Annotated in this window: 21 protein-coding genes and 2 tRNA genes; 6 read left to right on the top strand and 17 right to left on the bottom strand. The window is 59.3% G+C overall.

All coding sequences use genetic code 11. From position 1 onward, the window contains the following. Positions 1-154 precede the first annotated feature (154 nt). A complete protein-coding gene (gene azu / locus BLU01_RS09780; protein WP_092274069.1) occupies positions 155-601 on the bottom strand; it encodes an azurin in 447 nt (148 codons plus the stop codon). Positions 602-944: 343 nt separating this feature from the next. Here azu and BLU01_RS09785 point away from each other — a divergent pair, with 343 nt between their 5' ends. Both BLU01_RS09785 and BLU01_RS09790 read left to right on the top strand, forming a co-directional pair. Beyond that, the gene (locus BLU01_RS09785) at positions 945-1,532 is read left to right on the top strand and encodes an LOG family protein (protein ID WP_092274073.1); all 588 of its coding nucleotides are present in this window, start codon (positions 945-947) and stop codon (positions 1,530-1,532) included. Positions 1,533-1,600: 68 nt separating this feature from the next. Then, positions 1,601-1,792, top strand: coding sequence for a hypothetical protein (locus BLU01_RS09790; RefSeq protein ID WP_092274076.1), 192 nt, complete (start codon positions 1,601-1,603; stop codon positions 1,790-1,792). Positions 1,793-1,865: 73 nt separating this feature from the next. Here the strand turns inward: BLU01_RS09790 and BLU01_RS09795 are convergent, their stop codons facing one another. The 9 genes from BLU01_RS09795 to rnr form a co-directional block, all read right to left on the bottom strand. Further along, the gene (locus BLU01_RS09795) at positions 1,866-2,243 is read right to left on the bottom strand and encodes an NUDIX hydrolase (RefSeq protein WP_092274080.1); all 378 of its coding nucleotides are present in this window, start codon (positions 2,241-2,243) and stop codon (positions 1,866-1,868) included. A gap of 295 nt (positions 2,244-2,538) precedes the next feature. After that, entirely contained in the window at positions 2,539-4,842 is a 2,304-nt protein-coding gene (locus tag BLU01_RS09800; RefSeq protein WP_092281552.1) for a YgiQ family radical SAM protein, read from the bottom strand. A gap of 292 nt (positions 4,843-5,134) precedes the next feature. Further along, positions 5,135-6,529: a replicative DNA helicase gene (gene dnaB, locus BLU01_RS09805; RefSeq protein ID WP_092274083.1), complete on the bottom strand. Its 1,395-nt coding sequence runs from the start codon at positions 6,527-6,529 to the stop codon at positions 5,135-5,137. Between the two features lie 134 nt (positions 6,530-6,663). Then, positions 6,664-7,110, bottom strand: a complete 447-nt coding sequence (gene rplI / locus BLU01_RS09810) for a 50S ribosomal protein L9 (protein ID WP_092274087.1) — start codon at positions 7,108-7,110, stop codon at positions 6,664-6,666. Between the two features lie 19 nt (positions 7,111-7,129). Next, a complete protein-coding gene (locus tag BLU01_RS09815) occupies positions 7,130-8,023 on the bottom strand; it encodes a YybS family protein (protein ID WP_092274090.1) in 894 nt (297 codons plus the stop codon). 36 nt (positions 8,024-8,059) lie between these two features. Beyond that, positions 8,060-8,290, bottom strand: a complete 231-nt coding sequence (gene rpsR / locus BLU01_RS09820; protein WP_002551829.1) for a 30S ribosomal protein S18 — start codon at positions 8,288-8,290, stop codon at positions 8,060-8,062. A 28-nt stretch (positions 8,291-8,318) separates the two neighbouring features. Then, positions 8,319-8,741, bottom strand: coding sequence for a 30S ribosomal protein S6 (rpsF, locus tag BLU01_RS09825; protein ID WP_003217491.1), 423 nt, complete (start codon positions 8,739-8,741; stop codon positions 8,319-8,321). A gap of 312 nt (positions 8,742-9,053) precedes the next feature. Further along, complete coding sequence (rlmB, locus tag BLU01_RS09830; RefSeq protein WP_092274094.1) at positions 9,054-9,815, bottom strand: 23S rRNA (guanosine(2251)-2'-O)-methyltransferase RlmB; 762 nt, start codon at positions 9,813-9,815, stop codon at positions 9,054-9,056. After that, a complete protein-coding gene (rnr, locus tag BLU01_RS09835; RefSeq protein ID WP_092274098.1) occupies positions 9,812-12,448 on the bottom strand; it encodes a ribonuclease R in 2,637 nt (878 codons plus the stop codon). The genes rlmB and rnr overlap by 4 nt, the downstream gene beginning before the upstream one ends. 226 nt (positions 12,449-12,674) lie before the next feature. On the opposite strand from rnr, the gene BLU01_RS09840 reads away from it, so the two are divergent. From BLU01_RS09840 to BLU01_RS09855, 4 genes are all read left to right on the top strand, one after another. Next, a tRNA-Leu gene (locus tag BLU01_RS09840) sits at positions 12,675-12,761 on the top strand. 165 nt (positions 12,762-12,926) lie between these two features. Continuing rightward, a tRNA-Leu gene (locus BLU01_RS09845) sits at positions 12,927-13,013 on the top strand. Positions 13,014-13,268: 255 nt separating this feature from the next. After that, positions 13,269-14,279 carry an iron ABC transporter substrate-binding protein gene (locus BLU01_RS09850; protein WP_092274101.1) on the top strand — a complete coding sequence of 337 codons (1,011 nt, stop codon included), beginning with the start codon at positions 13,269-13,271 and terminating at the stop codon, positions 14,277-14,279. Next, entirely contained in the window at positions 14,279-15,844 is a 1,566-nt protein-coding gene (locus BLU01_RS09855) for an ABC transporter permease (RefSeq protein WP_092274104.1), read from the top strand. Before BLU01_RS09850 ends, BLU01_RS09855 begins: the two co-directional genes overlap by 1 nt. Positions 15,845-15,940: 96 nt before the next feature. Here the strand turns inward: BLU01_RS09855 and BLU01_RS09860 are convergent, their stop codons facing one another. From BLU01_RS09860 to hfq, 7 genes are all read right to left on the bottom strand, one after another. Continuing rightward, complete coding sequence (locus BLU01_RS09860; protein WP_092274107.1) at positions 15,941-17,875, bottom strand: methyl-accepting chemotaxis protein; 1,935 nt, start codon at positions 17,873-17,875, stop codon at positions 15,941-15,943. Between the two features lie 149 nt (positions 17,876-18,024). Continuing rightward, positions 18,025-19,314 carry an adenylosuccinate synthase gene (locus BLU01_RS09865; RefSeq protein ID WP_092274111.1) on the bottom strand — a complete coding sequence of 430 codons (1,290 nt, stop codon included), beginning with the start codon at positions 19,312-19,314 and terminating at the stop codon, positions 18,025-18,027. A 54-nt stretch (positions 19,315-19,368) separates the two neighbouring features. Next, positions 19,369-20,556, bottom strand: coding sequence for an ATP phosphoribosyltransferase regulatory subunit (locus BLU01_RS09870; RefSeq protein WP_092274115.1), 1,188 nt, complete (start codon positions 20,554-20,556; stop codon positions 19,369-19,371). Between the two features lie 315 nt (positions 20,557-20,871). Further along, entirely contained in the window at positions 20,872-21,741 is an 870-nt protein-coding gene (hflC, locus tag BLU01_RS09875) for a protease modulator HflC (RefSeq protein WP_092274119.1), read from the bottom strand. After that, a complete protein-coding gene (gene hflK, locus BLU01_RS09880) occupies positions 21,741-22,913 on the bottom strand; it encodes an FtsH protease activity modulator HflK (RefSeq protein WP_092274122.1) in 1,173 nt (390 codons plus the stop codon). The genes hflC and hflK overlap by 1 nt, the downstream gene beginning before the upstream one ends. 96 nt (positions 22,914-23,009) lie before the next feature. After that, positions 23,010-24,311 (bottom strand): ribosome rescue GTPase HflX, encoded by a 1,302-nt coding sequence (gene hflX, locus BLU01_RS09885; RefSeq protein ID WP_092274125.1) that lies wholly within the window; start codon positions 24,309-24,311, stop codon positions 23,010-23,012. Between the two features lie 12 nt (positions 24,312-24,323). Next, positions 24,324-24,584 carry an RNA chaperone Hfq gene (gene hfq, locus BLU01_RS09890; RefSeq protein ID WP_007902656.1) on the bottom strand — a complete coding sequence of 87 codons (261 nt, stop codon included), beginning with the start codon at positions 24,582-24,584 and terminating at the stop codon, positions 24,324-24,326. Positions 24,585-24,599: the final 15 nt, after the last annotated feature.

The raw sequence follows: 24,599 nt of genomic DNA on the forward strand, positions 1-24,599 counted from the left end.
CGCCATCGCGAGCAAGCTCGCTCCCAGATTGGTCCTGTGGACGACACAAAACCCTGTGGGAGCGAGGCTTGCCCGCGAAGAACGATGACGCGGTCAACCGCCAGGCACAAAAAAAGCGTCCCACGTGGACGCTTTTTTTATACGCGCGATTCGATTACTTCAGGGTAACCGTGCCTTTCATCATCGAGATGTGGCCTGGGAACGAGCAGAAGAAACCGTATTTTTCCGCCGCGTCGAGTTTCGACACATCGAAGGTTACCGAGTCAGTTTCCTTGGCGCCGATGATCTTGGTGTGAGCGATGATGCGCGCATCACCTTCTTTCAGATAGTTCTTGTCGATGCCGGCAGCCAGGCCGTCAGTGGCGATCGGCTGCATGTCGGCTTCTTTGCTCAACACGAAGTTATGGCCCATGACGTTCTTCGGCAAGTTGCCGGAGTGGGTCAGTTCAACGGTAAAGGTTTTGCAGCTCTTGTCGATTTCAATGGCCTTGGTGTTGAAGGTCATCTGGTCTGTGGAGTCGATGGTGGTCTTGCATTCGGCAGCCATCAATTGGCTGCTGGCCAGCGTCAACAGGGATACCGCAACGAGTTTGGCAAACATGGTGAATCTCCAAGGCAGGGTTAACGAAATCGGGAATGGACAGAAGACTGCCTGAAATCTTCGCAAGTTCCTATGACTTGAGTCAAAAATTGTATACAACTTTGCGGCTATGACACTCATCGACACAATCTAACAGCCAGGTCTCTGCTGCGCCCCTATCCTCGGGTCGTCATCACCTATACGGAGCGCCTGTCATGTTATTCAACAGTCTGTTATGCAGTTTGCTCGCCGCTTATGCCTGCGGCGCCAGTGGCACCTACGAGACGATTCAACGCGAGGTTTAAGCCTTGGAGCGACGCGCCAGTGCCTTTACTCTGTGCCGATCCCGAGCATGGAGTAAGGCATGTCTATAGCGTCCGTTTGTGTATTTTGCGGTGCCAGCACCGGCACCAACCCGGCTTATCGTGAAGCGGCGATCGCCCTCGGGCGCACGTTGGCCGAGCGCAAGTTGACCCTGGTCTATGGCGGCGGCGCCGTCGGGCTGATGGGGATTGTCGCCGATGCGGCACTGGCGGCCGGCGGCGAGGTGATCGGGATCATCCCGCAAAGCCTCAAGGACAAGGAAATCGGTCACAGCGGCCTGACGCGCCTGGAAGTGGTCGACGGCATGCATGCGCGCAAGGCGCGAATGGCCGAACTCAGCGACGCGTTTATCGCGCTGCCCGGCGGCCTCGGCACGCTCGAAGAGCTGTTCGAAGTGTGGACCTGGGGACAACTCGGTTACCACGGCAAACCGCTCGGCTTGCTCGAAGTGAACGGTTTCTACGGCCAATTGACCGCTTTTCTTGATCATATCGTCGGCGAAGGCTTCGTTCGCGAACCACACCGTGACATGCTGCAAGTGAGCGAATCGCCGCAGATTCTGCTCGACGCGCTGGATGCCTGGCAGCCGACAGTGGTGCCAAAGTGGGTCGAGCAAAAACCCAGCTAACGGCTCGGCCCCGATACAGGGCAGAATATGCGCCGCTCAACCTCACCTTCGACCCCAGAGGATCGCCCATGGCTAAACCTAATTATTCCTTCGCCAAACGTCAGAGAGACTTGGCCAAGGAGCAGAAGAAAGAGGAAAAGCTTCAGCGCAAGAAAGCTACAGCTGAAGAAGAAGCAGCAGCACTGAACCCGGATGCAGAAGGTGAAGTGGCCGCAGAAGACGCTGTTGATGCACCGAAAGATCAGGCGCCCGACGCCTGAGACCCTCCGAGCCCGATGATCTGATCAGGCTCACCGGATCTGTGTCCAGGGTCAGCAGCGTTGCTGCTGACCCTCACAGGCCCAACGCTTTGTTTATCGAATCGCGATAACCCGTGGGCAGGTTGGCCGGCAATTGCGCCGGATCGAACAGCCCGATCTCCTTGTGTTCATGACTGATCGTCGGCACAAATACGCCCAGCAACTGGCAGCGGTAGGTCGAGATAAACACGTGTTTGCCAGGGATCACCTCGAACAGATACGAATCCAGCGGTTCTCCTACCCTCACCTCGACGTCCAGCTCTTCGGCGATTTCACGTGCCAGGCAATCCGTGGCGCTTTCGCCCAGTTCGATCCGCCCACCTGGCAGTTCCCATTCGTCGCGCTCGTTGAGCATCAAAACGATAAGGCCTTCCGGGGACTGCAGGACACCTTTGATTGAAACCGGGAACATGGGGTTTCCTTTCGATTGGGATTAGGGGCCAAGGGTGGTTTGGATGATAGATCGCTTTCGCGGGCAAGCCTCGCTCCTACAGGGGGCGGTGCAGGTGATGGGGAATTGGACTACGTGGGCGGGAAATGTTTCTGTCAGCGGCAGACGGGGCTGAGGCCGCGCTCAGGCCGATTTAGCGTTTGGCGCGCAAGCTGACCAGCGTAGAGCGCTCGCCGCCGCTGTGGCGCGAATCAACCCATCGCACAATGCAAAACGCCAACCCGAAGGTTGGCGTTTTGTTGTCAGCGCTCAGCGTTTAGCGGGGCACGACCGGTTTGCGCGCAGGCTTGGGACCTTTGCCTTTGGCCGCGTCCTTGCGATCCTTGGCGGCCTGCTGGTTGCGGGCAAACGCCGCAGCCTTGGCTTGTTCACGTTTGTCCCACGGGTTACCGCCATCGCTGGCGCGCGGTGGCAGCCCGGTGTGCTGGGTGAGAATCTTAGTGGTCTTCTCCCCCGCCACTTTGTGGCTACCGGCCGGCGTCGAGTTCTTGCGACGGGCGCTCTGGTAGCTGTCGCTAGCCGGTTGATGCAACGGAATCAACTGAGCCTTGCCCGGCCCGATCAGGTCGGCGCGGCCCATGCGGGTCAGCGCTTCACGCAGCATCGGCCAGCCTTTCGGGTCGTGATAACGCAAGAACGCCTTGTGCAGACGACGCTGCTCTTCGCTCTTGACGATGGTCACGGCGTCACTCTTGTAAGTGACCTTGCGCAGCGGGTTCTTGCCCGAGTGGTACATCGCGGTGGCCGTGGCCATTGGCGAAGGGTAGAACGCCTGCACCTGATCGGCGCGGAAGCCGTTGCCCTTGAGCCACAGGGCCAGGTTCATCATGTCTTCGTCGGTGGTGCCCGGGTGCGCGGCGATGAAGTACGGAATCAGGTACTGCTCTTTCCCGGCTTCCTTGGTGTACTTCTCGAACATGCGCTTGAACTTGTCATAGCTGCCAATGCCCGGCTTCATCATCTGATTGAGCGGACCTTCCTCGGTGTGTTCCGGGGCGATCTTCAGGTAACCACCGACGTGGTGGGTCACCAGCTCCTTGACGTATTCCGGCGACTCGACCGCGAGGTCATAACGCAGGCCGGAAGCAATCAAAATCTTCTTCACACCCGGCAGGGCGCGAGCGCTGCGGTACAACTGGATCAACGACGAATGGTCGGTGTTCAAGTTCGGGCAGATGCCGGGGAACACGCACGATGGCTTGCGGCACGCGGATTCGATTTCCGGGCTCTTGCAGGCAATGCGGTACATGTTCGCGGTCGGGCCGCCGAGGTCGGAAATGACCCCGGTGAAACCTGGGACCTTGTCGCGGATCTCTTCGATTTCGCGAATGATCGACTCTTCGGAACGGTTCTGGATGATCCGGCCTTCGTGCTCGGTGATCGAGCAGAAGGTGCAGCCGCCGAAGCAGCCACGCATGATGTTCACCGAGAAACGGATCATGTCGTAGGCCGGGATCTTTTCCTTGCCGTACGCCGGGTGCGGAACCCGTGCGTAAGGCATGCCGAACACGTAGTCCATTTCGTCAGTGGTCATCGGAATCGGCGGCGGGTTGAACCAGACGTCGACCTCGCCATGCTTCTGCACCAGCGCACGGGCGTTGCCCGGGTTGGTTTCGAGGTGAAGCACGCGGTTGGCGTGGGCATACAGCACCGCGTCGCCACGGACTTTTTCCACCGACGGCAGACGAATCACGGTTTTATCGCGGGTCATTTTCGGGCTGGCCAGAATCTGCACGACTTTGGCTTCGCTCGGATCTTCGACTGGACCTTTTTCCTGCTCGATGGCGCAGGCCTGGGTGTCCTGGGTGTTTACGTACGGGTTGATGATCTTGTCGACCTTGCCCGGACGATCGATGCGCGTGGAATCGACTTCGTACCAGTCTTTCGGCGTGTCACGACGAATGAACGCGGTGCCACGCACGTCGGTGATGTCTTCGATCTTGTGACCGTAGGACAGGCGCTGGGCCACTTCGACAATCGCTCGCTCGGCGTTGCCGTACAGCAGAATGTCGGCGCAGGCGTCGATCAGGATCGAGTTGCGCACCCGGTCCTGCCAGTAATCGTAGTGGGCGATGCGGCGCAGGGATGCTTCGATGCCACCGAGCACGATCGGCACGTTTTTGTAGGCTTCCTTGCAACGCTGGCTGTAGACCAGGCTCGCGCGGTCCGGACGTTTGCCCGCCATGCCACCGGGGGTGTAGGCGTCGTCGGAACGGATTTTCTTGTCGGCGGTGTAGCGGTTGATCATCGAGTCCATGTTGCCGGCCGCGACACCGAAGAACAGGTTCGGCTCGCCGAGCTTCATGAAGTCGTCTTTGGACTGCCAGTCCGGCTGGGCAATGATCCCGACGCGGAAGCCTTGCGACTCCAGCAGCCGGCCGATGATCGCCATGCCGAACGACGGATGGTCAACGTACGCATCACCGGTGACGATGATGATGTCGCAGGAATCCCAGCCGAGCTGATCCATCTCCTCCCTGCTCATGGGCAGGAATGGCGCTGGCCCGAAACATTCGGCCCAGTACTTGGGATAGTCAAATAACGGCTTGGCTGCTTGCATCATGTCGATAACCGGTGTTGGTTTTCATTGAATTTCGCGGGCGCGGAATATAGCACAAAAAATAACCAATTCCGACGGTAATGGTCGGAAATGTCGGAGGCTCTTTGCCTGAAGCCCCAGAGGCAGAGCATAACCCCTGTGGCGAGGGGGCTTGCCCGCGTTCGGCTGCGAAGCAGTCGTAAAATCAGCGAATGGGAATATGCCTGAAAAAATGCGATTACAGGTTTTGGGGCTGCTGCGCAGCCCAACGGGGGCAAGCCCCCTCGCCACAAAAGCTTATTCCGACAGGTTGTTATTCGTCGTCGAAGTTATAGCTGCCCGGCGCGAGGTTTTCGAAGCGGGTGTACTTGCCGATAAACGCCAGCCGCGACGTGCCGATCGGGCCGTTACGCTGTTTACCGATGATGATTTCGGCGATGCCCTTATGCTCGGTTTCCGGGTGATAAACCTCGTCCCGGTAAACAAACATGATGACGTCAGCATCCTGCTCGATCGCTCCGGATTCCCGGAGGTCGGAGTTGATCGGACGTTTGTTCGGGCGTTGCTCCAGGGAGCGGTTGAGCTGCGACAGCGCCACCACCGGGCAGTTGAATTCCTTGGCCAGGGCCTTCAAGGAACGCGAGATTTCAGAAATCTCGTTGGTCCGGTTGTCACCGCCGGAACCGGGAATCTGCATCAATTGCAGGTAGTCGATCATGATCAGCGCGACATCGCCGTGCTCGCGCACCAGACGTCGAGTCCGCGCGCGCATCTCCGACGGGCTGATACCCGCCGTATCGTCGATGAACAGCTTGCGGTCGTTGAGCAGGTTGACCGCCGACGTCAGGCGCGGCCAATCGTCATCGTCGAGGCGACCGGCGCGGACCTTGGTCTGGTCGATGCGCCCGAGCGACGACAACATACGCATGATCAGCGATTCGCCTGGCATCTCCAGCGAGTAAACCAGGACGCACTTGTCGCTGCGCAACACGGCGTTTTCCACCAGGTTCATCGCGAAAGTGGTTTTACCCATGGAAGGACGGCCGGCGACGATGATCAAGTCGGACGGCTGCAACCCGCTGGTCATGCCGTCGAGGTCGGTATAACCGGTGGACAGGCCAGTGATTGCGTTGTCGGTGTTGAACAAGGTGTCGATGCGGTCGATGGCCTTGGTCAGCAGGTCATTCACGCTCACCGGGCCGCCGGTTTTTGGCCGGGCCTCGGCGATCTGGAAGATCTGCCGTTCGGCTTCGTCGAGAATCTCTTCAGCGGTGCGCCCTTCCGGGTTGAACGCGCTGTCGGCGATTTCCGAAGCAATGCCGATCAGTTGGCGCAATGTCGCCCGGGCTCGGACGATCTGCGCATAGGCCTTGATGTTGGCGACGGACGGCGTGTTTTTCGCCAGTTCGCCAAGGTAACCGAGGCCACCGACCTGCGATGTCTGACCTTCCTTGTCTAGTTGCTCGGCCAAGGTCACGACGTCGATTGGCGAGTTCAGGTCCGCCAGTTTGGCGATGGCGCGGAAGATCAGGCGGTGGTCATGTCGATAGAAATCACCGTCCGAGACCTGATCGAGCACGCGTTCCCAGGCGTTGTTGTCCAGCATCAGACCACCGAGCACAGCCTGTTCGGCCTCGATGGAATGCGGCGGCACCTTCAGGGCAGCGGTTTGCAGATCGTATTGCTCAGGAGCGGAGATATCGTTCATGGCCACTTGAATAGGTTTGTGAAAATCAGGAGCTGTTTTCAACAACTGCAGAAAGACAAAGGGCACGACCTGTAAACAGGATCGTGCCCGATGTTACCGGCAAGCACCCGAGGGTGCCAGCCGACAAGTGCTGCTTAAGCTGCTACCACGACAACGCGTACGGTGGCTTCAACTTCGGCGTGCAGGTGCACGGCTACGTCGAATTCGCCTACGTTGCGAATAGTGCCGTTCGGCAGACGAACTTCGCTTTTTGCAACTTCAACGCCAGAGGCGGTCAGTGCATCAGCGATGTCGTGAGTACCGATCGAACCGAACAGCTTGCCTTCGTCACCGGCGGTGGCAGTGATAGTCACTTCCAGCTCAGCCAGTTGGGCGGCGCGGCTTTCAGCCGAAGTCTTACGGTCTGCTGCGGCTTTTTCCAGCTCAGCGCGACGCTCTTCGAACGCAGCCACGTTGGCAGCGGTCGCAGCGGTAGCTTTGCCGTAAGGCAGCAGGTAGTTACGACCGTAACCAGCCTTAACGTTCACTTTGTCACCCAGGTTGCCCAGGTTGGTGACTTTTTCCAGAAGGATCAGTTGCATGTGAAAATCCTCTTAACTTTTAACCTTCACCGTTCGCGTTATCGGCGTCTTTCGGCGCCAGACGACCGCGAAAATCAATCAGGCTGTCGACGATGGCCAAGACCACCAGCAACGGATAGATCAGCTGCATGAACAGCAACAGCGTCACGTACAACCCCACCAGCCAAAACCTGGCCAGTCGCTTTTGCGCGACCAGCCCGTGAATCAGGGATAGCCCAGCGAACACCAGCGGTACACTGCACAACGGCGTCAACATCGCCAACTGGGAACCGAAGTTCGGCCCCAGCAGCATGAACGCCAGCAGTAACATCGCCAGCCCCAGCGGGAAGCGGATGGCGCGAAACTCGCGACCAAAACCACCCGGGTTGTACAACAACGCCTGCCAGTAGCGCCCGACAAGCAGGCTCAGCACACTGACGATCTGCAACAAAGCCGCAATAAGGCCGGTCAGGACCGGTGCAATCAGGGACGCGAAACGCGCTTGCTCATCTACCGACAACTTCTGGTAGACATCACCGAGTAGCGACGGCATGACCTTTATCAAGGCCTGCGCCAACATCTCGATTTGGGGAGCAAAAGCTGTCCCCAGCACCACTGCAAACACCACTCCCATCGCTATGCTGACCAGCAGCACGCGGTTCCAGGACTCGCTTGCGCGCAAAACCAACGCAAGGCTCGAAGACCCCAGCAGCACCAGAAGTGCCCGTGGGTCATCGGAGTAAAGCCACCAGACCAAGGCCGGCAGCAGTCCCAGAGCAAGTACGCCAATGGCGTCCTTCAATCCGCGCCGCAGGAGCACAAGGCAACCTGCGGCAGCACCCAACCAATACAACAACGGCAATGCCGCACATCCAGCCACTACCAGAGTGGCCTGCACGCGGCCTCGCATGATGAACTCAGCTATGGCGCGCATGCATTCAATCCTTTGCTACGTGTCGACTGCCCGGTCTCAGCGGCCGTGGCTGTCGGTGTAGGCCAGCAGGGCCAGGAAGCGGGCGCGCTTGATAGCGGTGGCCAGCTGACGCTGATAACGTGCTTTGGTACCGGTGATACGGCTTGGAACGATTTTGCCGGTCTCGGATACATAGGCTTTCAGAGTGTTGAGATCTTTGTAATCGATCTCTTTCACGTCTTCAGCGGTGAAGCGGCAGAATTTACGACGACGGAAGAAACGTGCCATGTAATAGGCTCCTCAAAAGGTCCGTGGATTACTCGTCAGCGTTATCGCTGTTGTCGCTGTCATCACTATCAGCGCTTTCGGCGCCTTCGTGCTCAGGACGGTCGCGACGCTCACGGCGCTCACTGCGGTTTTCTTCAGCCTTGAGCATCTCGGATTGGCCGGTAACGGCTTCTTCGCGACGGATGACCAGGTTACGGATCACTGCATCGTTGTAGCGGAAGTTGTCTTCCAGCTCGGCCAGGGCCTTGCCAGTGCATTCAACGTTCAGCATCACGTAGTGAGCCTTGTGAACATTGTTGATTGCGTAGGCCAGTTGACGACGGCCCCAATCTTCCAGACGGTGGATTTTGCCGCCGTCTTCTTCGATCAGCTTGGTGTAACGCTCTACCATGCCGCCGACTTGCTCGCTTTGATCCGGGTGGACCAAAAAGATGATTTCGTAATGACGCATGAATGCTCCTTACGGGTTGTAGCCTGCCGTTCAAAAACGGTCAGACAAGGAGTGAATGACACTTATGGACTTGCTTGCGATAGACACATGCGTGCCTGCCGTCACAGCAAGGGGCGCAATTGTAGAGAAGGGACAGGAGAGGTGCAAGGCAATTGGTGATTATTTGAACAGTTCGTTCACTCACCATTTTTTGCCCCGCCACAAACTACTGTGGGGGCGAGCTTGCTCGCGATGAGGGCGCAACATTCAACATTGATGCTGAATGTTACTCCGCTATCGCGAGCAAGCTTTGCTCCTACAGACAGCAGTGTGTCAGGACTTTTTCGAGGCAGCCTTGACGCTACGCTGGCGCTGCGCTTCGAACAGGCAGACGCCAGTGGCCACGGAGACGTTCAGGCTGCTGACGCTGCCGGTCATCGGCAAGTGCACGAGGTAGTCGCACAGATCACGCGTCAGACGACGCATGCCGCTGCCTTCGGCGCCCATGATCAGGATGGTCGGGCCGGTCATGTCTTGCTGATACAGGCTCTGCTCAGCTTCGCCCGCCGTGCCGACAACCCACAAGCCGCGCTGCTTGAGCTTTTCCAGCGTGCGCGCCAGGTTGGTCACCGCGACCAACGGAATCACTTCCGCCGCGCCGCACGCCACTTTACGTACGGTTGGGGTCAGCGTGGCTGACTTGTCCTTCGGCACGATCACCGCCAGCGCACCGGCCGCATCGGCCGAACGCAGGCAAGCGCCGAGGTTGTGCGGATCGGTCACGCCGTCGAGCACCAACAACAGCGGCGAACCTTCGGAGCGATCCAGCAACTCGTCGAGCATCGCCTCGCCCCAGACCTGGCTCGGACTCACGTCCGCAACCACGCCCTGGTGCACGCCATCAACCCAGGCGTCCAGCTCGCGACGCTCGGCATTGCCGACCGCCACGCGATTTTCAGCGGCCAACTGGATCAGCGTCTGCACACGCGGATCGCTGCGACCTTCAGCCAGCCAGATCTGCTTGACGCGTTTCGGGTGGTGACGCAGCAACGCTTCTACCGCATGCACGCCGTAGATTTTTTCCAACTGACTCATGACTTGGCCTTAGGTTTACGCGCCCCGCCGCTTTTCGCGGCTGGAGCCGAACCCGCTTTTGGCGGGCCTTTACGGTGTTTGCTCGGTTTGGCTGGCTTGCCGCCGGCATCCTTTTCAGGCGCCGACCGTCCGGTCTTTCCCCCAGACGCCGCTTTACCGCCGCTTTTTGCTTCAGACAGGAGCGCCTGCTTCAATTCACGGCTTTTGCGCAGCTCGGCATTTTTTGCCGCCGCATCGCTCGGGCGATAGGCCTCGGGCGCTTTTTCCTTGGCTGGACGACGACCGGATTTGGCCGGTGCGGGCTCAGCCTTGGCAGCAGTTTTCGCCGCTGGCGCAGTGCTTTCAGTGCCGCGCTTCTTGCGACCGATCGGCGCGCTGATGGTTTTTTCAGCCATCTCGAAGTCGATCTTGCGTTCGTCGAGGTCAACGCGCATCACGCGCACTTCAACGGTGTCGCCCAAGCGGAAACTGCGACCGGTACGCTCACCGGCGAGGCGGTGGTGCACTGGATCGAAGTGGTAGTAATCGCCCGGCAGCGCGGTGACGTGCACCAGGCCTTCGACGTAAATGTCGGTCAACTCGACGAACAGGCCGAAACCGGTCACCGCGGTGATCACACCTGGGAACGATTCGCCCACGCGATCTTTCATGAACTCGCACTTGAGCCAGTTCACGACGTCGCGGGTCGCTTCGTCGGCACGGCGCTCGCTCATCGAGCACTGCTCGCCGAGCTGCTCGAGGGCCGCTTCGTCATACGGATAAATCCGCGCTTTCGGAATGGTCATCGCGCCAGCACGGCGAACGTGCGGGGTGTCTTGCTTGGAATGGATAACGCTGCGAATCGCCCGGTGCGTGAGCAAGTCCGGGTAGCGGCGGATCGGCGAGGTGAAGTGGGTGTAGGCTTCGTAATTCAGGCCGAAGTGGCCTTGGTTATCAGCGCTGTACACCGCTTGGCTCAACGAACGCAGCATGACGGTCTGGATCAGATGGAAATCCGGACGATCCTTGATGCTCGCCAGCAATGCCTGGTAATCCTTCGGCGACGGGCCGTCCTTGCCTTTGTGCAGGGACAGACCGAGCTCACCGAGGAACGCGCGCAGTTTTTCCAGACGCTCCGGTGGCGGACCGTTGTGAACGCGATACAGCGCAGGAATTTCGTGCTTCTTGAGGAATTCGGCAGTGGCCACGTTGGCCGCCAGCATGCATTCCTCGATCAGCTTGTGCGCATCGTTACGAACGGTCGGACGGATTTCGGCAATCTTGCGCTCGGTACCGAAGATGATTCGGGTTTCCTGCGTTTCGAAATCGATCGCGCCACGTACGTGACGGGCAGCCAACAGCACTTTGTAGAGCGCATAAAGCTGCTTGAGGTGTGGCAGAACGTCGGTGTACTCGCCGCGCAGTTGACGCGCTTCGGTGAGTTTCGGCGTTTCCAGCATCGCGCTGACTTTGTTGTAAGTCAGGCGAGCGTGGGAGTGAATCACCGCTTCGTAGAAGCAGTAGTCGGTCATTTCGCCGGATTTGGAGATGGTCATCTCGCAAACCATGGCCAAGCGATCGACATGCGGATTCAGCGAGCACAGGCCGTTGGACAGTTGCTCCGGCAGCATCGGAATCACGCGCTCGGGGAAGTACACCGAGTTGCCACGCACCTGGGATTCGTTGTCCAGCGCCGAACCGATTTTCACGTAGCTGGAAACGTCGGCAATCGCCACATACAACTTCCAGCCGCCGGAGAACAGGCGCAGCTTGCCCGGTTTGGCTTCGCAGTAAACCGCGTCGTCGAAGTCGCGCGCATCTTCACCATCGATGGTGACGAACGGCAGATGGCGCAGGTCGATGCGCTTCTCTTTGTCCTTCTCTTCGACTTCAGGCTTGAGCTTGGCGGCTTCTTTCAACACCGCTTCAGGCCAGACGTGCGGGATATCGTAGGCGCGCAGGGCGACGTCGATTTCCATGCCCGGCGCCATGTAGTTGCCCACGACTTCAACCACATCGCCTTGCGGCTGGAAGCGCGGAGTCGGCCAGTGAGTGATCTTCACTTCAACGAACTGACCGATATTGGCGTTGGCGTTGCGGCCCGGCGTGACCAGCACTTCTTGCTGGATCTTCGGATTATCCGCAACGACAAAACCGATGCCGCCCTCTTCAAAGTAGCGGCCGACGATGGTTTCGTGAGCACGCGAAACCACTTCAACGATCATGCCTTCGCGGCGACCGCGACGGTCCAGGCCGGACACACGGGCCAGGGCCCGGTCGCCGTCGAACACCAGACGCATTTGCGCCGGGCTCATGAACAGGTCGTCACTGCCGTCGTCGGGGACGAGGAAGCCGAAACCGTCACGGTGACCGCTGATGCGGCCGAGGATCAAGTCGAGCTTGTCCACCGGCGCATAAGTGCCGCGGCGGGTATAGATGAGTTGAGCGTCGCGCTCCATGGCGCGCAGGCGGCGACGCAGGGCTTCGATCTGGTCATCTGTGGTCAGACCAAACTCTTCCACCAACTGCTCGCGGTTAGCAGGCGAACCTCGATCAGCAAGGTGCTGAAGGATCAGTTCGCGGCTAGGAATAGGGTTATCATATTTTTCCGCTTCACGAGCGGCCTCGGGATCGAGGGACTGCCAATCGGCCATTAGAGAGTTTTCACCTTGTCTATATGCGGGTTAGTTTGGCATAGGCGCAATGAAACGGGAAATTTCAGGCTCTGAGATGCCATCTAAAGCTCTTTATCGACACCGCAAAGTTGAAAAAAATGCCGCTGGTAACATTTTCCGGATTTTTTTGATGCCAGGGGTTTACAGTTAAAATCACGCTCCGTATAGTGCGCGCCATCGACGACGCACTAGCGTAGCCGATACTGCCCAGATGGTGAAATTGGTAGACACGCCAGCTTCAGGTGCTGGTGACCGCAAGGTCGTGGAAGTTCGAGTCTTCTTCTGGGCACCAATTTCGAGCTTGAGATTAGATCAATTTCAACGCTCACACAAAAACCCGCGAAAGCGGGTTTTTGCATTCTGGACTTCTGAATTATTAAAACCAAATCAGGGGTTTACAGATTAAAAGGCGCTCAGTATAGTGCGCCACATCAACAGCGGCGACGTTGTTGATACTGCCCAGATGGTGAAATTGGTAGACACGCCAGCTTCAGGTGCTGGTGACCGCAAGGTCGTGGAAGTTCGAGTCTTCTTCTGGGCACCAATTCAAATTTCAGAGTCGATCTGGAATTTACCAATAACCCGCGAAAGCGGGTTTTTGCGTTTCTGGCATTCAAAAAACCTTTAGCGCCGCGTTGCGTGGGAGCAAAGCTTGCTCGCGATGGCGTCCTCGAAATGGCCATCGCGAGCAAGCCTTGCTCCCACGCAACGGTATCAGGCCGGGGGAAGCGCACTTGAGAAACAATATCGTTTATCATTGTTTCAAGTTTTTGCAATGCGACAGTGAGGAACCCTGCGAATGATGTTTCGAAATACCCTGCGCCGCGGCCTGACCTTTACGCTGCTTGGCCTGGCACTCGCCACTCCCCTCACCCAGGCCGCCGACCCGGTTTCCCTGACTCTTTATAACGGCCAGCACAAGGAAGTCGGCGACGCAGTCGCCAAAGCCTTCGAAGCCAAGACCGGCATTCACGTCAACGTGCGCAAGGGCAGCAGCAACCAGCTCGCCAGCCAGGTTGTCGAGGAAGGTGACCGCTCCCCCGCCGACGTGATCTACACCGAAGAGTCGCCGCCGCTGAACAAGCTCGGCGAACAAGGTTTGCTCGCCACCACCGACGCCGCCACGCTCGCCGTGCTGCCGAAAGACTACGTCGCGAGCAACGGCACCTGGATCGGCATCACTGCCCGGGTCCGCGTGGTCGCCTACAACCCGAAACTGATCGACGAAAAAGACCTGCCGAAATCGGTGATGGAATTCTCCGATCCGCAATGGCAAGGCAAGGTCGGCTTCGTGCCTACCAGCGGCGCCTTCCAGGAACAAGCGGTCGCGATCATCAAGGTCCACGGCCGTGATGCCGCCGAAGAATGGCTGACTGGCCTGCGCGCTTTCGGCAAAACCTACAGCAACAACATGGTTGCCCTGAAAGCCGTGGAAAATGGCGAAGTCGCCACGGTGCTGGTCAACAACTACTACTGGTTCGCGCTGCAGCGTGAAAAGGGCCAGCTCGATTCGAAACTGCATTACTTCACCGGCGGCGACGTCGGCGGGTTGATCACCGTTTCCAGCGCAGCCGTGCTGAAATCCAGCAAACATCCAAAAGAAGCCCAGCAATTCCTCGCCTATATGGCCAGCGAAGAAGGTCAGCGCGTGATCACCCAGACCACCGCCGAATACCCGCTGCACAAAGGCATGGAATCGGATCGCGGGCTCAAGCCGTTCAGCGAACTCGAAGCGCCGAAAGTCACCCCGGCCGACCTCGGCAATGCCGAAGAAGCCCTGGACCTGGAACGTGACGTTGGCTTGAACTGATGAGCGCATCGTTATCGGCCCCCGCCTCGCGCGGGGGTTATGTGCCACGGCGCAAAAGGCCGTCGATCTGGTTGCTGCTGCCGGTATTGCTGCTGGTGGTCCTCAGTCTGTTGCCGCTGGCGTATGTCGGGCTGAAAACCTGGCAAGCGGGCTGGGCCGAGGCGCTGCATCTGTTGTGGCGGCCATATGTGTTCGGCCTGCTGCGCAACACGCTATCGCTGATGGTCGGCGTCACCGTCGCTTGCGGCGTGATTGGCCTGTCACTGGCCTGGCTGCTTGAGCGCAGCAATCTGAAGGGACGGCGTTTATGGGGCGTGATCCTGTGCCTGCCGTTCGCGGTGCCAGCATTTGTCAGCAGCTTCACCTGGGTTTCGCTCAGCGCGAATTTCGAAGGTTTGGGCGGTGCGATCCTGGTGATGACCCTGTCCAAATACCCGCTGATATTTCTGCCGGTAGCGGCGACTTTGCGCAATCTCGACCCGTCGCTGGAAGAGTCCGCACGCACGCTCGGGCAGAACCGCTGGGGCGTGTTTTTCCGCGTTACCCTGCCGCTGCTGTGGCCGTCGCTGCTGGCCGGCTCGCTGTTGATTGCGCTGCACATGCTCGTCGAGTTCGGCGCGCTGTCGATCATCGGCCTGCAAACGTTCACCACGGCGATCTACCAACAATTCGAACTGGAATTCAGCAACGCCAACGCGGCGATGCTCTCGGCGGTGTTGCTGGCGCTGTGCCTGCTGCTGTTGTGGCTGGAATTGCGCGTTCGCGGCAAGGGTCGCCACGTGCGCACCGGCCAAGGGGCGGCGCGGCGGGCGGAACAGGTTCGACTGGGGCCATGGGCTGCCGCCGGACAGGTTTATTGCCTGGCGCTGGCGATCATTGGCAGCGGCATTCCGCTGGGGATGTTGGCGTACTGGTTGGCTGTCGGTTCCTCGGCAGCCTTCCCGGTCGCAGCGATCAGCGAAGCGTTGCTGTCGTCACTGGCGTTATCGCTGGGCGGCGCAGCGCTGTGCCTGGTGCTGGCGGTGCCGGTGGGTTTGCTGGTGGTGCGTTACAAAGGCCAACTGGCAATCTGGGCTGAACGCTTGCCGTATCTGCTGCACGCGCTGCCAGGATTGGTGATTGCGTTGACGCTGGTGTATTTCGCCCTGCATTACGTGCCGGTGCTGTACCAGACTTCGATGCTGCTGCTGATTGCTTATGCGCTGCTGTTTCTGCCGCTGGCGCAGGCGCCGATCCGCACCGCGCTGAACAAGGCTGCACCACAACTCGAAGAAGCCGCGCGCACGCTGGGCGCATCGTCGTTCAGCGCGTTTTGCCGAGTGACGTTGCCGATCATCTTTCCGGCACTCGGCGCGGCGTTTGCGCTGGTGTTTCTGGATGCGATGAAGGAACTGACGGCGACGCTGCTGTTGAGCCCGACCGGGTTGAATACGTTGGCGACGGAAGTCTGGGCGCACACCGCGAACGTCGAGTTTGCGGCGGCGGCGCCTTATGCGGCGTTGTTGATTCTGGTGTCGGGGCTGCCGGTTTATCTGCTGACGACGCGGATGTATTTGAGCCGCTGAAAAGCTTCGCGGGCAAGCCTCGCTCCTACAGGGATAAGCGATTCCTTGCAGGAGCGAGGCTTGCCCGCGAAGGCGTCAACCCAATCAATACAAATCCTAAGCCCTGAACTGCCCCAGACTCGCCTTCAACTGCGCCGCCAAGCCATCCAGCACTTTGCCGCTGGCCGTGGTTTCAACCACCGCTTGAGCCGCTTTCTCAGCCTGCGCATGAATGGTTTCAACGCGCCCACGCACCGCTTGCGCGCCTTGCGCCTGATGCGCCGCAGCCTGAGTCGCGAGGCCGATCGCCGCGTGAACTTGCTCGACCGACACCTGCACGGACTGCTGCAGCCGCGCACTGTCACGCAATACCAGCAAACCTTCGCTGGCCTGACGCCCGGCCTGACCAATCGCCGCCACCGCTTCACGCGCGCCTTGTTGCAACGCGACGATGTGCGCCTGAATGTCGCCCGTCGAACTCTGCGTCTTGCTCGCCAGCGCGCGCACTTCGTCCGCCACCACCGCAAAACCGCGACCGGTTTCACCCGCGCGCGCCGCTTCGATGGCTGCGTTCAGCGCCAGCAGGTTGGTTTGTTCGGCGATACCGTGGATCACCGTCAGCACCACTTCAATCTGCTCACTTTGCTGCGCCAGCCGCTCGATGACTTTCGCCCCGGTATCGACCTGCCCGGCTAGCGCTTCGATCAGGCTGCCGACCTTGGCCGACGTCCGAGTGTTTTCGTCAGTGGCCTGGCGAATATCCACCACTTGCTGCAAGGCGGCCTGCATCGCGTGGCTTTCCGATTGCGCCTCATCGGCCATTTGCGACAGCGCGCGCAGGCTCTCGGCCACTTCGTCGCGCTGCATGCCCGCCGCCGCATCGGCGCCGGCATTGCGCAAAGTCATCGCGCCGATTTCAACGCCGGTGCGCTGGGCTACATCGCCCGCTTCACGCACGATCGGCTGCAATTTGTCGACGAAGCGATTGACCGCCGAGGCCATGTCGCCGATTTCATCCTTGCTGTTGATCTGTACGCGTTTGGTCAGGTCGCCCTCGCCCGCCGCCAGATCATCCATTGCGGCAATCAGCATTTTCAGGCGATTGACCACACGACGGCCCAGCACCACCGCGAGCAACAGCAACACGCCAAAACCAACGAGCGCCAGGCCCATTCCGATGCGCCAGCGCAACGTGCTGGCCGCTTCCTGCACGGTGCTGGTGGTGTTGGTTTTCATCTCGGCGGCGGTGGCTTGCGCCGATTGCAAACGCGCGCCCATCGCCGTGGCGCTTTCAGCGGCCGCACCTTTGAGACTGTCGCCGACCAATTGATCGCTGCTGGCGATCAATGCCAGGAAGCGCTTGTCCAGATCCGCCAGATCGGCTTCCACCGACGCCGTCGAAACGCCCATCAGGACCTTGCCGATTTCCACGCCGTTCGGGTTGATCGAGGCTTCGAGGTAGTAGACCGAAGGATCGTTTTTCGCCGCATCCAGCACTTTGTCCAGCGCACGCTCGCCCTGACCTTTCTCAAGCAACGCCTTGTTGATCGGGTTTTCCCGGTTCAGGTAGCGCGTCAGGTGCTGGCCGGTGGCATCGTCGTAAACCACGAACAACACGTTGGGATTGCGCTGGGCGCGACGGGCAAATTCGGAGAGGGTCGGCACGTCGCTGTCCCACATCGCACGCGGTGCGACCGAGGCCAGCAGTTGCGCCATGTCATTGGCCGAATCCTTGAGGTCTTTTTCCAGCGTCGCCCGCAGCTGCGACTGCTCGTCCTTCAGGCGCGTCGACAAACCCGCCGTGAGGCGCTGACGGGTGTTGGTCGACAGGCTGTCGAGGCTCGACGTGACTTCACGCCCGGCCTGCTCGAGTTCACCGGAGAGCTTTTGACTGTCGGCGCCGAGGCGCACACCCAGATCGGCTTCCAATGCAGTCACCGTGCTCCGAGTCAGGGCGACGGCAACCAGCACTTGCACCAAAAGAGCGATACCAAGAGTAACGAACACTGGCCGTAATAGACGGCTTTGTAACAGTGAGAGAATGGCTGACACTTAAAATCCCTCTGCTTGGCGCCATTAAATTGATGGCGCACTGGAAGCGATGCTTTTATTCAACATCACAGCAAAGGTCGTGCCGTCTGACAGACAGATACGACAAAGGCCCCAAATGAGGGGCCTTTGCTTTTTACATCAACGACTTATTAAGCGAACGGGTGACGCAAAACGATGGTTTCGTTGCGGTCCGGACCTGTCGAAATAATGTCAATCGGCGCGCCGATCAACTCTTCAACGCGCTTGATGTAGGCACGAGCATTGGCTGGCAGCTCTTCCAGGGTTTTTGCGCCCACGGTCGATTCAGTCCAGCCCGGCACTTCTTCGTACACCGGCTGCAGGCCGACGTAGCTGTCAGCGTCAGTCGGCGCAACGGCATTGCCTTGCGCGTCTTTGTAGCCAACGCAGATGTTGATGGTTTGCAGGCCGTCGAGTACGTCCAGCTTGGTCAGGCAGATGCCCGAAATGCTGTTCACATCGATAGCGCGACGCAGGATAACGGCGTCGAACCAGCCACAACGACGGGCACGGCCGGTGGTAGCACCGAACTCGTGACCTTGTTTGGCCAGGTGCGCGCCCACGTCGTCAAACAGTTCAGTCGGGAATGGACCCGAACCGACGCGAGTGGTGTAAGCCTTGGTGATGCCGAGGATGTAGTCCAGGAACATCGGGCCAACGCCCGAACCGGTCGCAACGCCACCAGCGGTGGTGTTGGAGCTGGTCACGTACGGGTAGGTACCGTGGTCGATGTCGAGCAACGAACCCTGTGCGCCTTCGAACATGATGTCTTTGCCGGCGCGGCGCAGGTCGTGCAGCTCGGCGGTCACGTCGAGCATCAGCGGCTTGAGCAGTTCGGCGTATTCCTTGCACTCGGCGAGGGTTTTTTCGAACTCGATGGCCGGCTCTTTGTAGTAACCGACCAGCATGAAGTTGTGGTAATCCACCAGTTCACGCAGCTTGTCTTCGAAACGCGGCATGTTGAGCAGGTCGCCCACACGCAGGCCACGACGTGCAACCTTGTCTTCGTACGCCGGGCCGATGCCGCGACCGGTCGTACCGATCTTCAGCTCGCCACGGGCCTTTTCACGGGCCTGGTCCAGCGCCACGTGGAAGGACAGGATCAGCGGGCAGGACGGGCTGATACGCAGGCGCTTGCGCACCGGTACGCCTTTCTCTTCCAGCTTGGTGATCTCGCGCAGCAAGGCGTCAGGTGCAACCACCACGCCATTGCCGATCAGGCACTGCACGCCTTCGCGCAGCACGCCCGACGGGATCAGGTGCAAGACGGTTTTTTCGCCGTCGATCACCAGGGTGTGACCCGCGTTGTGGCCACCTTGGTAGCGCACTACGGCGGCAGCATGTTCGGTCAGCAGATCAACGATCTTGCCTTTGCCCTCATCACCCCATTGGGTGCCCAGGACTACGACATTCTTACCCATAACACTTGTCCTCATTCGCGCAAACTTGGTGCCGGCAGCCGCCGGCAGGAAAACTCAAGAAGCCAGCGGCAATACTTGCCAAAGCCCGTTCTGCTGAATCAATTGCCGGTCGCAGTCCGCATCACGGGCGGCGGCCAATGGTTGTCCAGGCAATGCCTGAACGACACGCTGACCCTCACTGCGCAACTGGCAAACCTGCTGCCAGAGTGCCGCATCCGTACTGTCAGGCATCCAGATACCGCCAGACGGTAACTCGATCTCAGCACGCCCCAGGGTCACCAGGGTTTTCAAATCGGTGGAGAAGCCGGTTGCCGGACGAGCGCGACCGAAGTCGGCGCCGATGTCGTCGTAACGACCGCCCTGGGCGATGGACTGGCCAACGCCCGGCACGAATACCGCGAACACCACACCGGTGTGGTAGTGGTAGCCGCGCAATTCACCCAGGTCGAAGTAAAGCGGCAATTGCGGGAAACGCGTGGACAGACGATCGGCAATCGCCAGCAAGTCTTCCAGCGCCGCCAATACTGGCGCCGGCGCATGCGCCAGACGCTCACGGGCCGCGCTCAATACTTCACGACCGCCGCACAGATCAACCAATGCGCGCAGCATGCCCGACAGTTCGGCAGGCAGACCTTCGGTCAAGGTAATGACCTCGTCGATGGCCTTGCGTTGCAATGCATCAAACAACTGCTGCTCGACCTCACCGGACAAGCCGGCCGCGCGCGCCAGGCCGCGGTAGATGCCGACATGCCCGAGGTCCATGTGCACGTCCGGCACATCGGCCAGTTGCAGCATGGCCAGCATCAGGCTGATGACTTCAACGTCGCTGCTCGGGCTGGCGTCGCCGTACAACTCGGCGCCCAACTGGATCGGGCTGCGCGACGACGACAAGGCGCGCGGTTGTGCGTGCAGCACGCTGCCGGCGTAGCACAGACGGCTCGGACCTTCGCGACGCAGGGTGTGCGCATCGATGCGCGCCACTTGCGGCGTGATGTCGGCACGGAAACCCATCTGCCGGCCCGATTGCGGGTCGATAACCTTGAAGGTACGCAGATCCAGGTCCTGGCCCGCGCCGGTCAACAGGGATTCCAGGTACTCGATATGGGGAGTCACGACAAACTCGTAACCCCAGCTCTGGAACAGATCCAACACCTGACGGCGCGCTACTTCGATGCGCGCCGCTTCTGGTGGCAGTACTTCTTCGATGCCATCTGGCAGCAGCCAGCGGTCTACCGTTGCCATTACGCCATTCCCCTATGATCCGGGCGGCCAGCCGTCGGGCGAGCCTAGAGTGAAGCAGAAAATGGTCGGCTCATGCACAAACCACGCGCAAGAACGACGTGGCGAAAAGCCTGAAATCGGCTTCGCCAACCACTTTCCTCGAAAAACCTGTCGAGTCATTCAACTCGGGCGCCTGCCTGAACAACAGCAATCAAACATGCAGACGCAAAAAAGCCGGGAATTTCCCGGCTGCCGCATCATACACACGTTTTCCCAAAGGATCACCCCGCCGCAGTTTTTAGCCGCCAGGCGGGGATGATTCAGGTCAACGCGGTATCAAGGTTTGGCTTTTTCCAGGTAACGGAAGAAGTCGCTGCTTGGGTCGAGGACCATGACGTCGGTTTTGTTCGCGAAGCTTTCACGGTAGGCGCGCAGGCTACGGTAGAACGCGTAGAACTCCTGATCCTGACCGTAAGCCTTGGAGTAGATCGAAGCAGCCTGGGCGTCACCATCACCGCGAACCTCTTCGGATTCACGATAGGCTTCGGCCAGCAACACGCGGCGTTGACGATCGGCGTCGGCACGGATGCCTTCAGCCAGCTCGTTACCCTTGGCGCGGTGCTCGCGAGCTTCACGCTCACGCTCGGTGCTCATACGTTCGAACACGCTGCGATTCACTTCTTTAGGCAGGTCGATAGCCTTGACCCGAACATCGACAACTTCGATGCCCAGTTCTTTCTCGGCCATCTTGTTCAGCGATGCGGTGATGTCCGCCATCAACGCGTCACGTTCACCGGAAACCACTTCGTGCAGGGTGCGTTTACCGAACTGGTCACGCAGGCCCGATTCCAGACGACGGGACAAACGCTCGTCGGCAATCTGCTTGAGGCCGGAAGTTGCGGTGTAGAAGCGCTCGGCATCTTTCACGCGCCACTTGGCGTAGGCATCGACCATCACGGCTTTCTTTTCCAGCGTCAGGAAGCGTTGTGTCGGTGCATCCAGCGTCATCAGGCGAGCGTCGAATTTGCGCACCTGGTTAACGTAAGGCACTTTCACATGCAGGCCCGGCTGCACATCGGTCTGGACCACACGACCGAATTGCAGCATTACCGCACGCTCGGTCTGACCCACGATGTAAAAGCAGTTCCAGGCTGCGATCGCCACGACGACGCAGACAATAAGGGCGATCAGCGATTTATTGCTCATCAGCGACTCTCCCTGGTACGCGCTTGCTGTTGTTGCAGATCAGCGGCTGCACGCGCATTCGCTTCATTGCTGCCGGCGGCCGCGCCCGTTACCGGTGCGCTGGTGCTGCGGCCACTGTCGATCATCTTGTCCAGCGGCAAGTACAGCAGATTGCTCTGGCCATTCTTGTTGCCGGTCACGAGAACCTTGCTGGTGTTGGTGAAGACTTCCTGCATGGTGTCCAGGTACAGACGCTCGCGGGTGACTTCAGGTGCCTTGCGGTACTCGGCGACCAGTTTGGTGAAGCGATCAGCCTCACCCTTGGCGCGCGATACCGTTTCGTCACGGTAACCGTTGGCATCTTCAAGAATGCGCTGGGCCTGACCACGGGCTTCCGGCACGACGCCGTTGGCGTAGGTTTCAGCCTGGTTGCGCGAACGCTGCTCGTCTTCTCGTGCGCGGATCACGTCATCGAAGGCTTCCTGGACTTCACGCGGTGCCGCTGCGCTCTGTACGTTGACCTGAGTGACGGTGATGCCGGTGCGATAAGTGTCGAGGAAACGTTGCAGGCGTTCCTTGATTTCGCTGGCCATCAATTCACGACCTTCGGTCAGCACCTGATCCATCGCGGTAGAACCCACCACGTGGCGCAAGGCACTGTCGGTCGCGTGCTGCAGGCTGATTTCCGGCTGATCGACGTTCAGCACGAAATCCTGCAGGTTGCTGATTTTGTACTGCACGGTCAGCGGCACTTCGACGATGTTCTCGTCTTCAGTGAGCATCTGGCCCTGCTTGGTATACGCACGCTCACGCGTCACGTTTTCCATGAACTTCTTGTCGATCGGCGGGAAGTAGATGTTCAGGCCCGGGCCAACCGTTTCGTAGTACTTGCCGAAGCGCAGCACTACGGCTTGCTCCTGCTCGTCGACTACATAGACCGCGCTGTACAGCCAGACTGCTGCGAGCACGACCAGGCCGATGCCGAGCAGACCGCCGAAGCCGCCACCCCTGCCCGAACCGCCGCCGTCGTCGCCGCGTTTTTTACCACCACCGAACAACCCGTTCAGGCTTTCCTGCAGCTTTCGGAAGGCCTCGTCGAGATCCGGTGGCCCCTTGCGGTCGCCGTTATTGCGGCGCTTGCCACCCCAAGGATCCTGATTATTCGAGTTGCCACCCGGCTCATTCCAAGCCATAGCGCTCTCCATCTGATAAAGCAAAGACGCACCCACGGCGCGCCGACCAATGCTACAGAATGCCTGTCACCGCGGCACAACCGCTTTTTCAGGCTTTTATTGCAAAGTGTGTTGCTCGAGGAATTCCATCGGTTGCAAACCTTCGCGGCTCACCAGTCGATTCAACTCGATCCGTGGCAAGCGTACGGCCAGCAGGCTGATGCCTTCTTCGTCGTGTTCTTCTTTTTGCACCGCACCGAGTTCGAAAAACTGCGCACGCAGTCGAGCAAAACGTTGCGGCAAGCGCAAGGTGCCAATGAACAAATCAGTGCCCAACAACTCGGCGATGGCTTGTTCAAGCAATTCCAGACCACTGCCATCACGCGCCGACAGCCAGACCCGTTGGGGCTTGCCGTTTTCGTCGCGCTGGATTTGGGGTTCGACGCCTTCGAGCAAATCGAGTTTGTTATAGACCTCGAGGATCGGCAAGTCCTGGGCACCGATCTCGCCCAGCACCACCATCACCTGCTCGATCTGCAACATGCGATCCGGCTCGGCCGCATCGATCACGTGCAACAGCAAGTCTGAGTTGCTCGACTCTTCGAGCGTAGACCGAAATGCCTCGACTAGTTTGTGCGGCAAGTGGCGGATGAAACCCACGGTGTCGGCGAGGACAATCGGCCCCAGGTCGTCGAGTTCCAGACGGCGCAAGGTCGGGTCCAGCGTGGCGAACAACTGGTCCGCCGCGTACACGTCGGATTTCGTCACGTTATTGAACAACGTGGATTTGCCGGCGTTGGTGTAGCCCACCAGGGACACGGTAGGAATGTCTGCACGTGAACGGCCGCGACGCGACTGCTCGCGCTGACTGCGCACTTTCTCCAACCGGCCTTTGATCTGGCGCAGGCGCACCCGCAGCAAACGGCGGTCGGTTTCGAGCTGGGTTTCACCCGGGCCGCGCATACCGATACCACCACCCTGACGCTCAAGGTGAGTCCAGCCGCGAACCAGCCGGGTGCTCATGTGGTCAAGCTGGGCCAGTTCGACCTGGAGCTTGCCTTCGTGAGTACGGGCGCGTTGGGCGAAAATATCGAGAATCAGCCCGGTACGGTCGATCACGCGACACTCGAAAACACGTTCGAGGTTACGTTCCTGACTGGGCGTGAGGACGTGATTGAAGATGACCAGATCGGCTTCTTCGGCGTGGACCAGATCGCGCAATTCGTCGACCTTGCCGCTGCCGATCAGGTATTTGGCGGTTGGCCGATGACGCGGCACGTTAACAAACGCGACGGTCTCGGCGCCTGCCGAATTAGCCAGCTCCTGAAACTCCTGCGGATCTTCGCGCGCCTCAGGGTCCTGTCCATCCAAGTGAACGAGGATTACTCGTTCACCACCACCGTGGCGCTCAAAGAACAAAGGAGACTCCTATCAGGCGTTACCTGGCTCAGCGTCACCTGCTTCGGATTCGGTTGCGCTAGGCAGACGAATTGGACGAACCGGCACGACTGTCGAGATAGCGTGTTTGTAAACCATCTGGCTCACGGTGTTTTTCAGCAGGATTACGAACTGGTCGAAAGACTCGATCGTGCCTTGCAGTTTGATCCCGTTGACCAGGTAGATGGACACCCCAACTTTCTCTTTACGTAAAGTATTCAAGTAAGGGTCTTGTAGCGAATGCCCTTTTGACATGTGCCGCACTCCTTT

The organism is Pseudomonas prosekii, from assembly GCF_900105155.1.
GTDB lineage: Bacteria > Pseudomonadota > Gammaproteobacteria > Pseudomonadales > Pseudomonadaceae > Aquipseudomonas > Aquipseudomonas prosekii.

Bases quoted from the DNA above. Each gene is read 5' to 3' on its own strand.
- azu (WP_092274069.1), bottom strand. From the start codon at position 601: ATGTTTGCCAAACTCGTTGCGGTATCCCTGTTGACGCTGGCCAGCAGC.
- BLU01_RS09785 (WP_092274073.1), top strand. From the start codon at position 945: ATGTCTATAGCGTCCGTTTGTGTATTTTGCGGTGCCAGCACCGGCACC.
- BLU01_RS09790 (WP_092274076.1), top strand. From the start codon at position 1,601: ATGGCTAAACCTAATTATTCCTTCGCCAAACGTCAGAGAGACTTGGCC.
- BLU01_RS09795 (WP_092274080.1), bottom strand. From the start codon at position 2,243: ATGTTCCCGGTTTCAATCAAAGGTGTCCTGCAGTCCCCGGAAGGCCTT.
- BLU01_RS09800 (WP_092281552.1), bottom strand. From the start codon at position 4,842: ATGCAAGCAGCCAAGCCGTTATTTGACTATCCCAAGTACTGGGCCGAA.
- dnaB (WP_092274083.1), bottom strand. From the start codon at position 6,529: ATGAACGATATCTCCGCTCCTGAGCAATACGATCTGCAAACCGCTGCC.
- rplI (WP_092274087.1), bottom strand. From the start codon at position 7,110: ATGCAACTGATCCTTCTGGAAAAAGTCACCAACCTGGGCAACCTGGGT.
- BLU01_RS09815 (WP_092274090.1), bottom strand. From the start codon at position 8,023: ATGCGCGCCATAGCTGAGTTCATCATGCGAGGCCGCGTGCAGGCCACT.
- rpsR (WP_002551829.1), bottom strand. From the start codon at position 8,290: ATGGCACGTTTCTTCCGTCGTCGTAAATTCTGCCGCTTCACCGCTGAA.
- rpsF (WP_003217491.1), bottom strand. From the start codon at position 8,741: ATGCGTCATTACGAAATCATCTTTTTGGTCCACCCGGATCAAAGCGAG.
- rlmB (WP_092274094.1), bottom strand. From the start codon at position 9,815: ATGAGTCAGTTGGAAAAAATCTACGGCGTGCATGCGGTAGAAGCGTTG.
- rnr (WP_092274098.1), bottom strand. From the start codon at position 12,448: ATGGCCGATTGGCAGTCCCTCGATCCCGAGGCCGCTCGTGAAGCGGAA.
- BLU01_RS09850 (WP_092274101.1), top strand. From the start codon at position 13,269: ATGATGTTTCGAAATACCCTGCGCCGCGGCCTGACCTTTACGCTGCTT.
- BLU01_RS09855 (WP_092274104.1), top strand. From the start codon at position 14,279: ATGAGCGCATCGTTATCGGCCCCCGCCTCGCGCGGGGGTTATGTGCCA.
- BLU01_RS09865 (WP_092274111.1), bottom strand. From the start codon at position 19,314: ATGGGTAAGAATGTCGTAGTCCTGGGCACCCAATGGGGTGATGAGGGC.
- BLU01_RS09870 (WP_092274115.1), bottom strand. From the start codon at position 20,556: ATGGCAACGGTAGACCGCTGGCTGCTGCCAGATGGCATCGAAGAAGTA.
- hflC (WP_092274119.1), bottom strand. From the start codon at position 21,741: ATGAGCAATAAATCGCTGATCGCCCTTATTGTCTGCGTCGTCGTGGCG.
- hflK (WP_092274122.1), bottom strand. From the start codon at position 22,913: ATGGCTTGGAATGAGCCGGGTGGCAACTCGAATAATCAGGATCCTTGG.
- hfq (WP_007902656.1), bottom strand. From the start codon at position 24,584: ATGTCAAAAGGGCATTCGCTACAAGACCCTTACTTGAATACTTTACGT.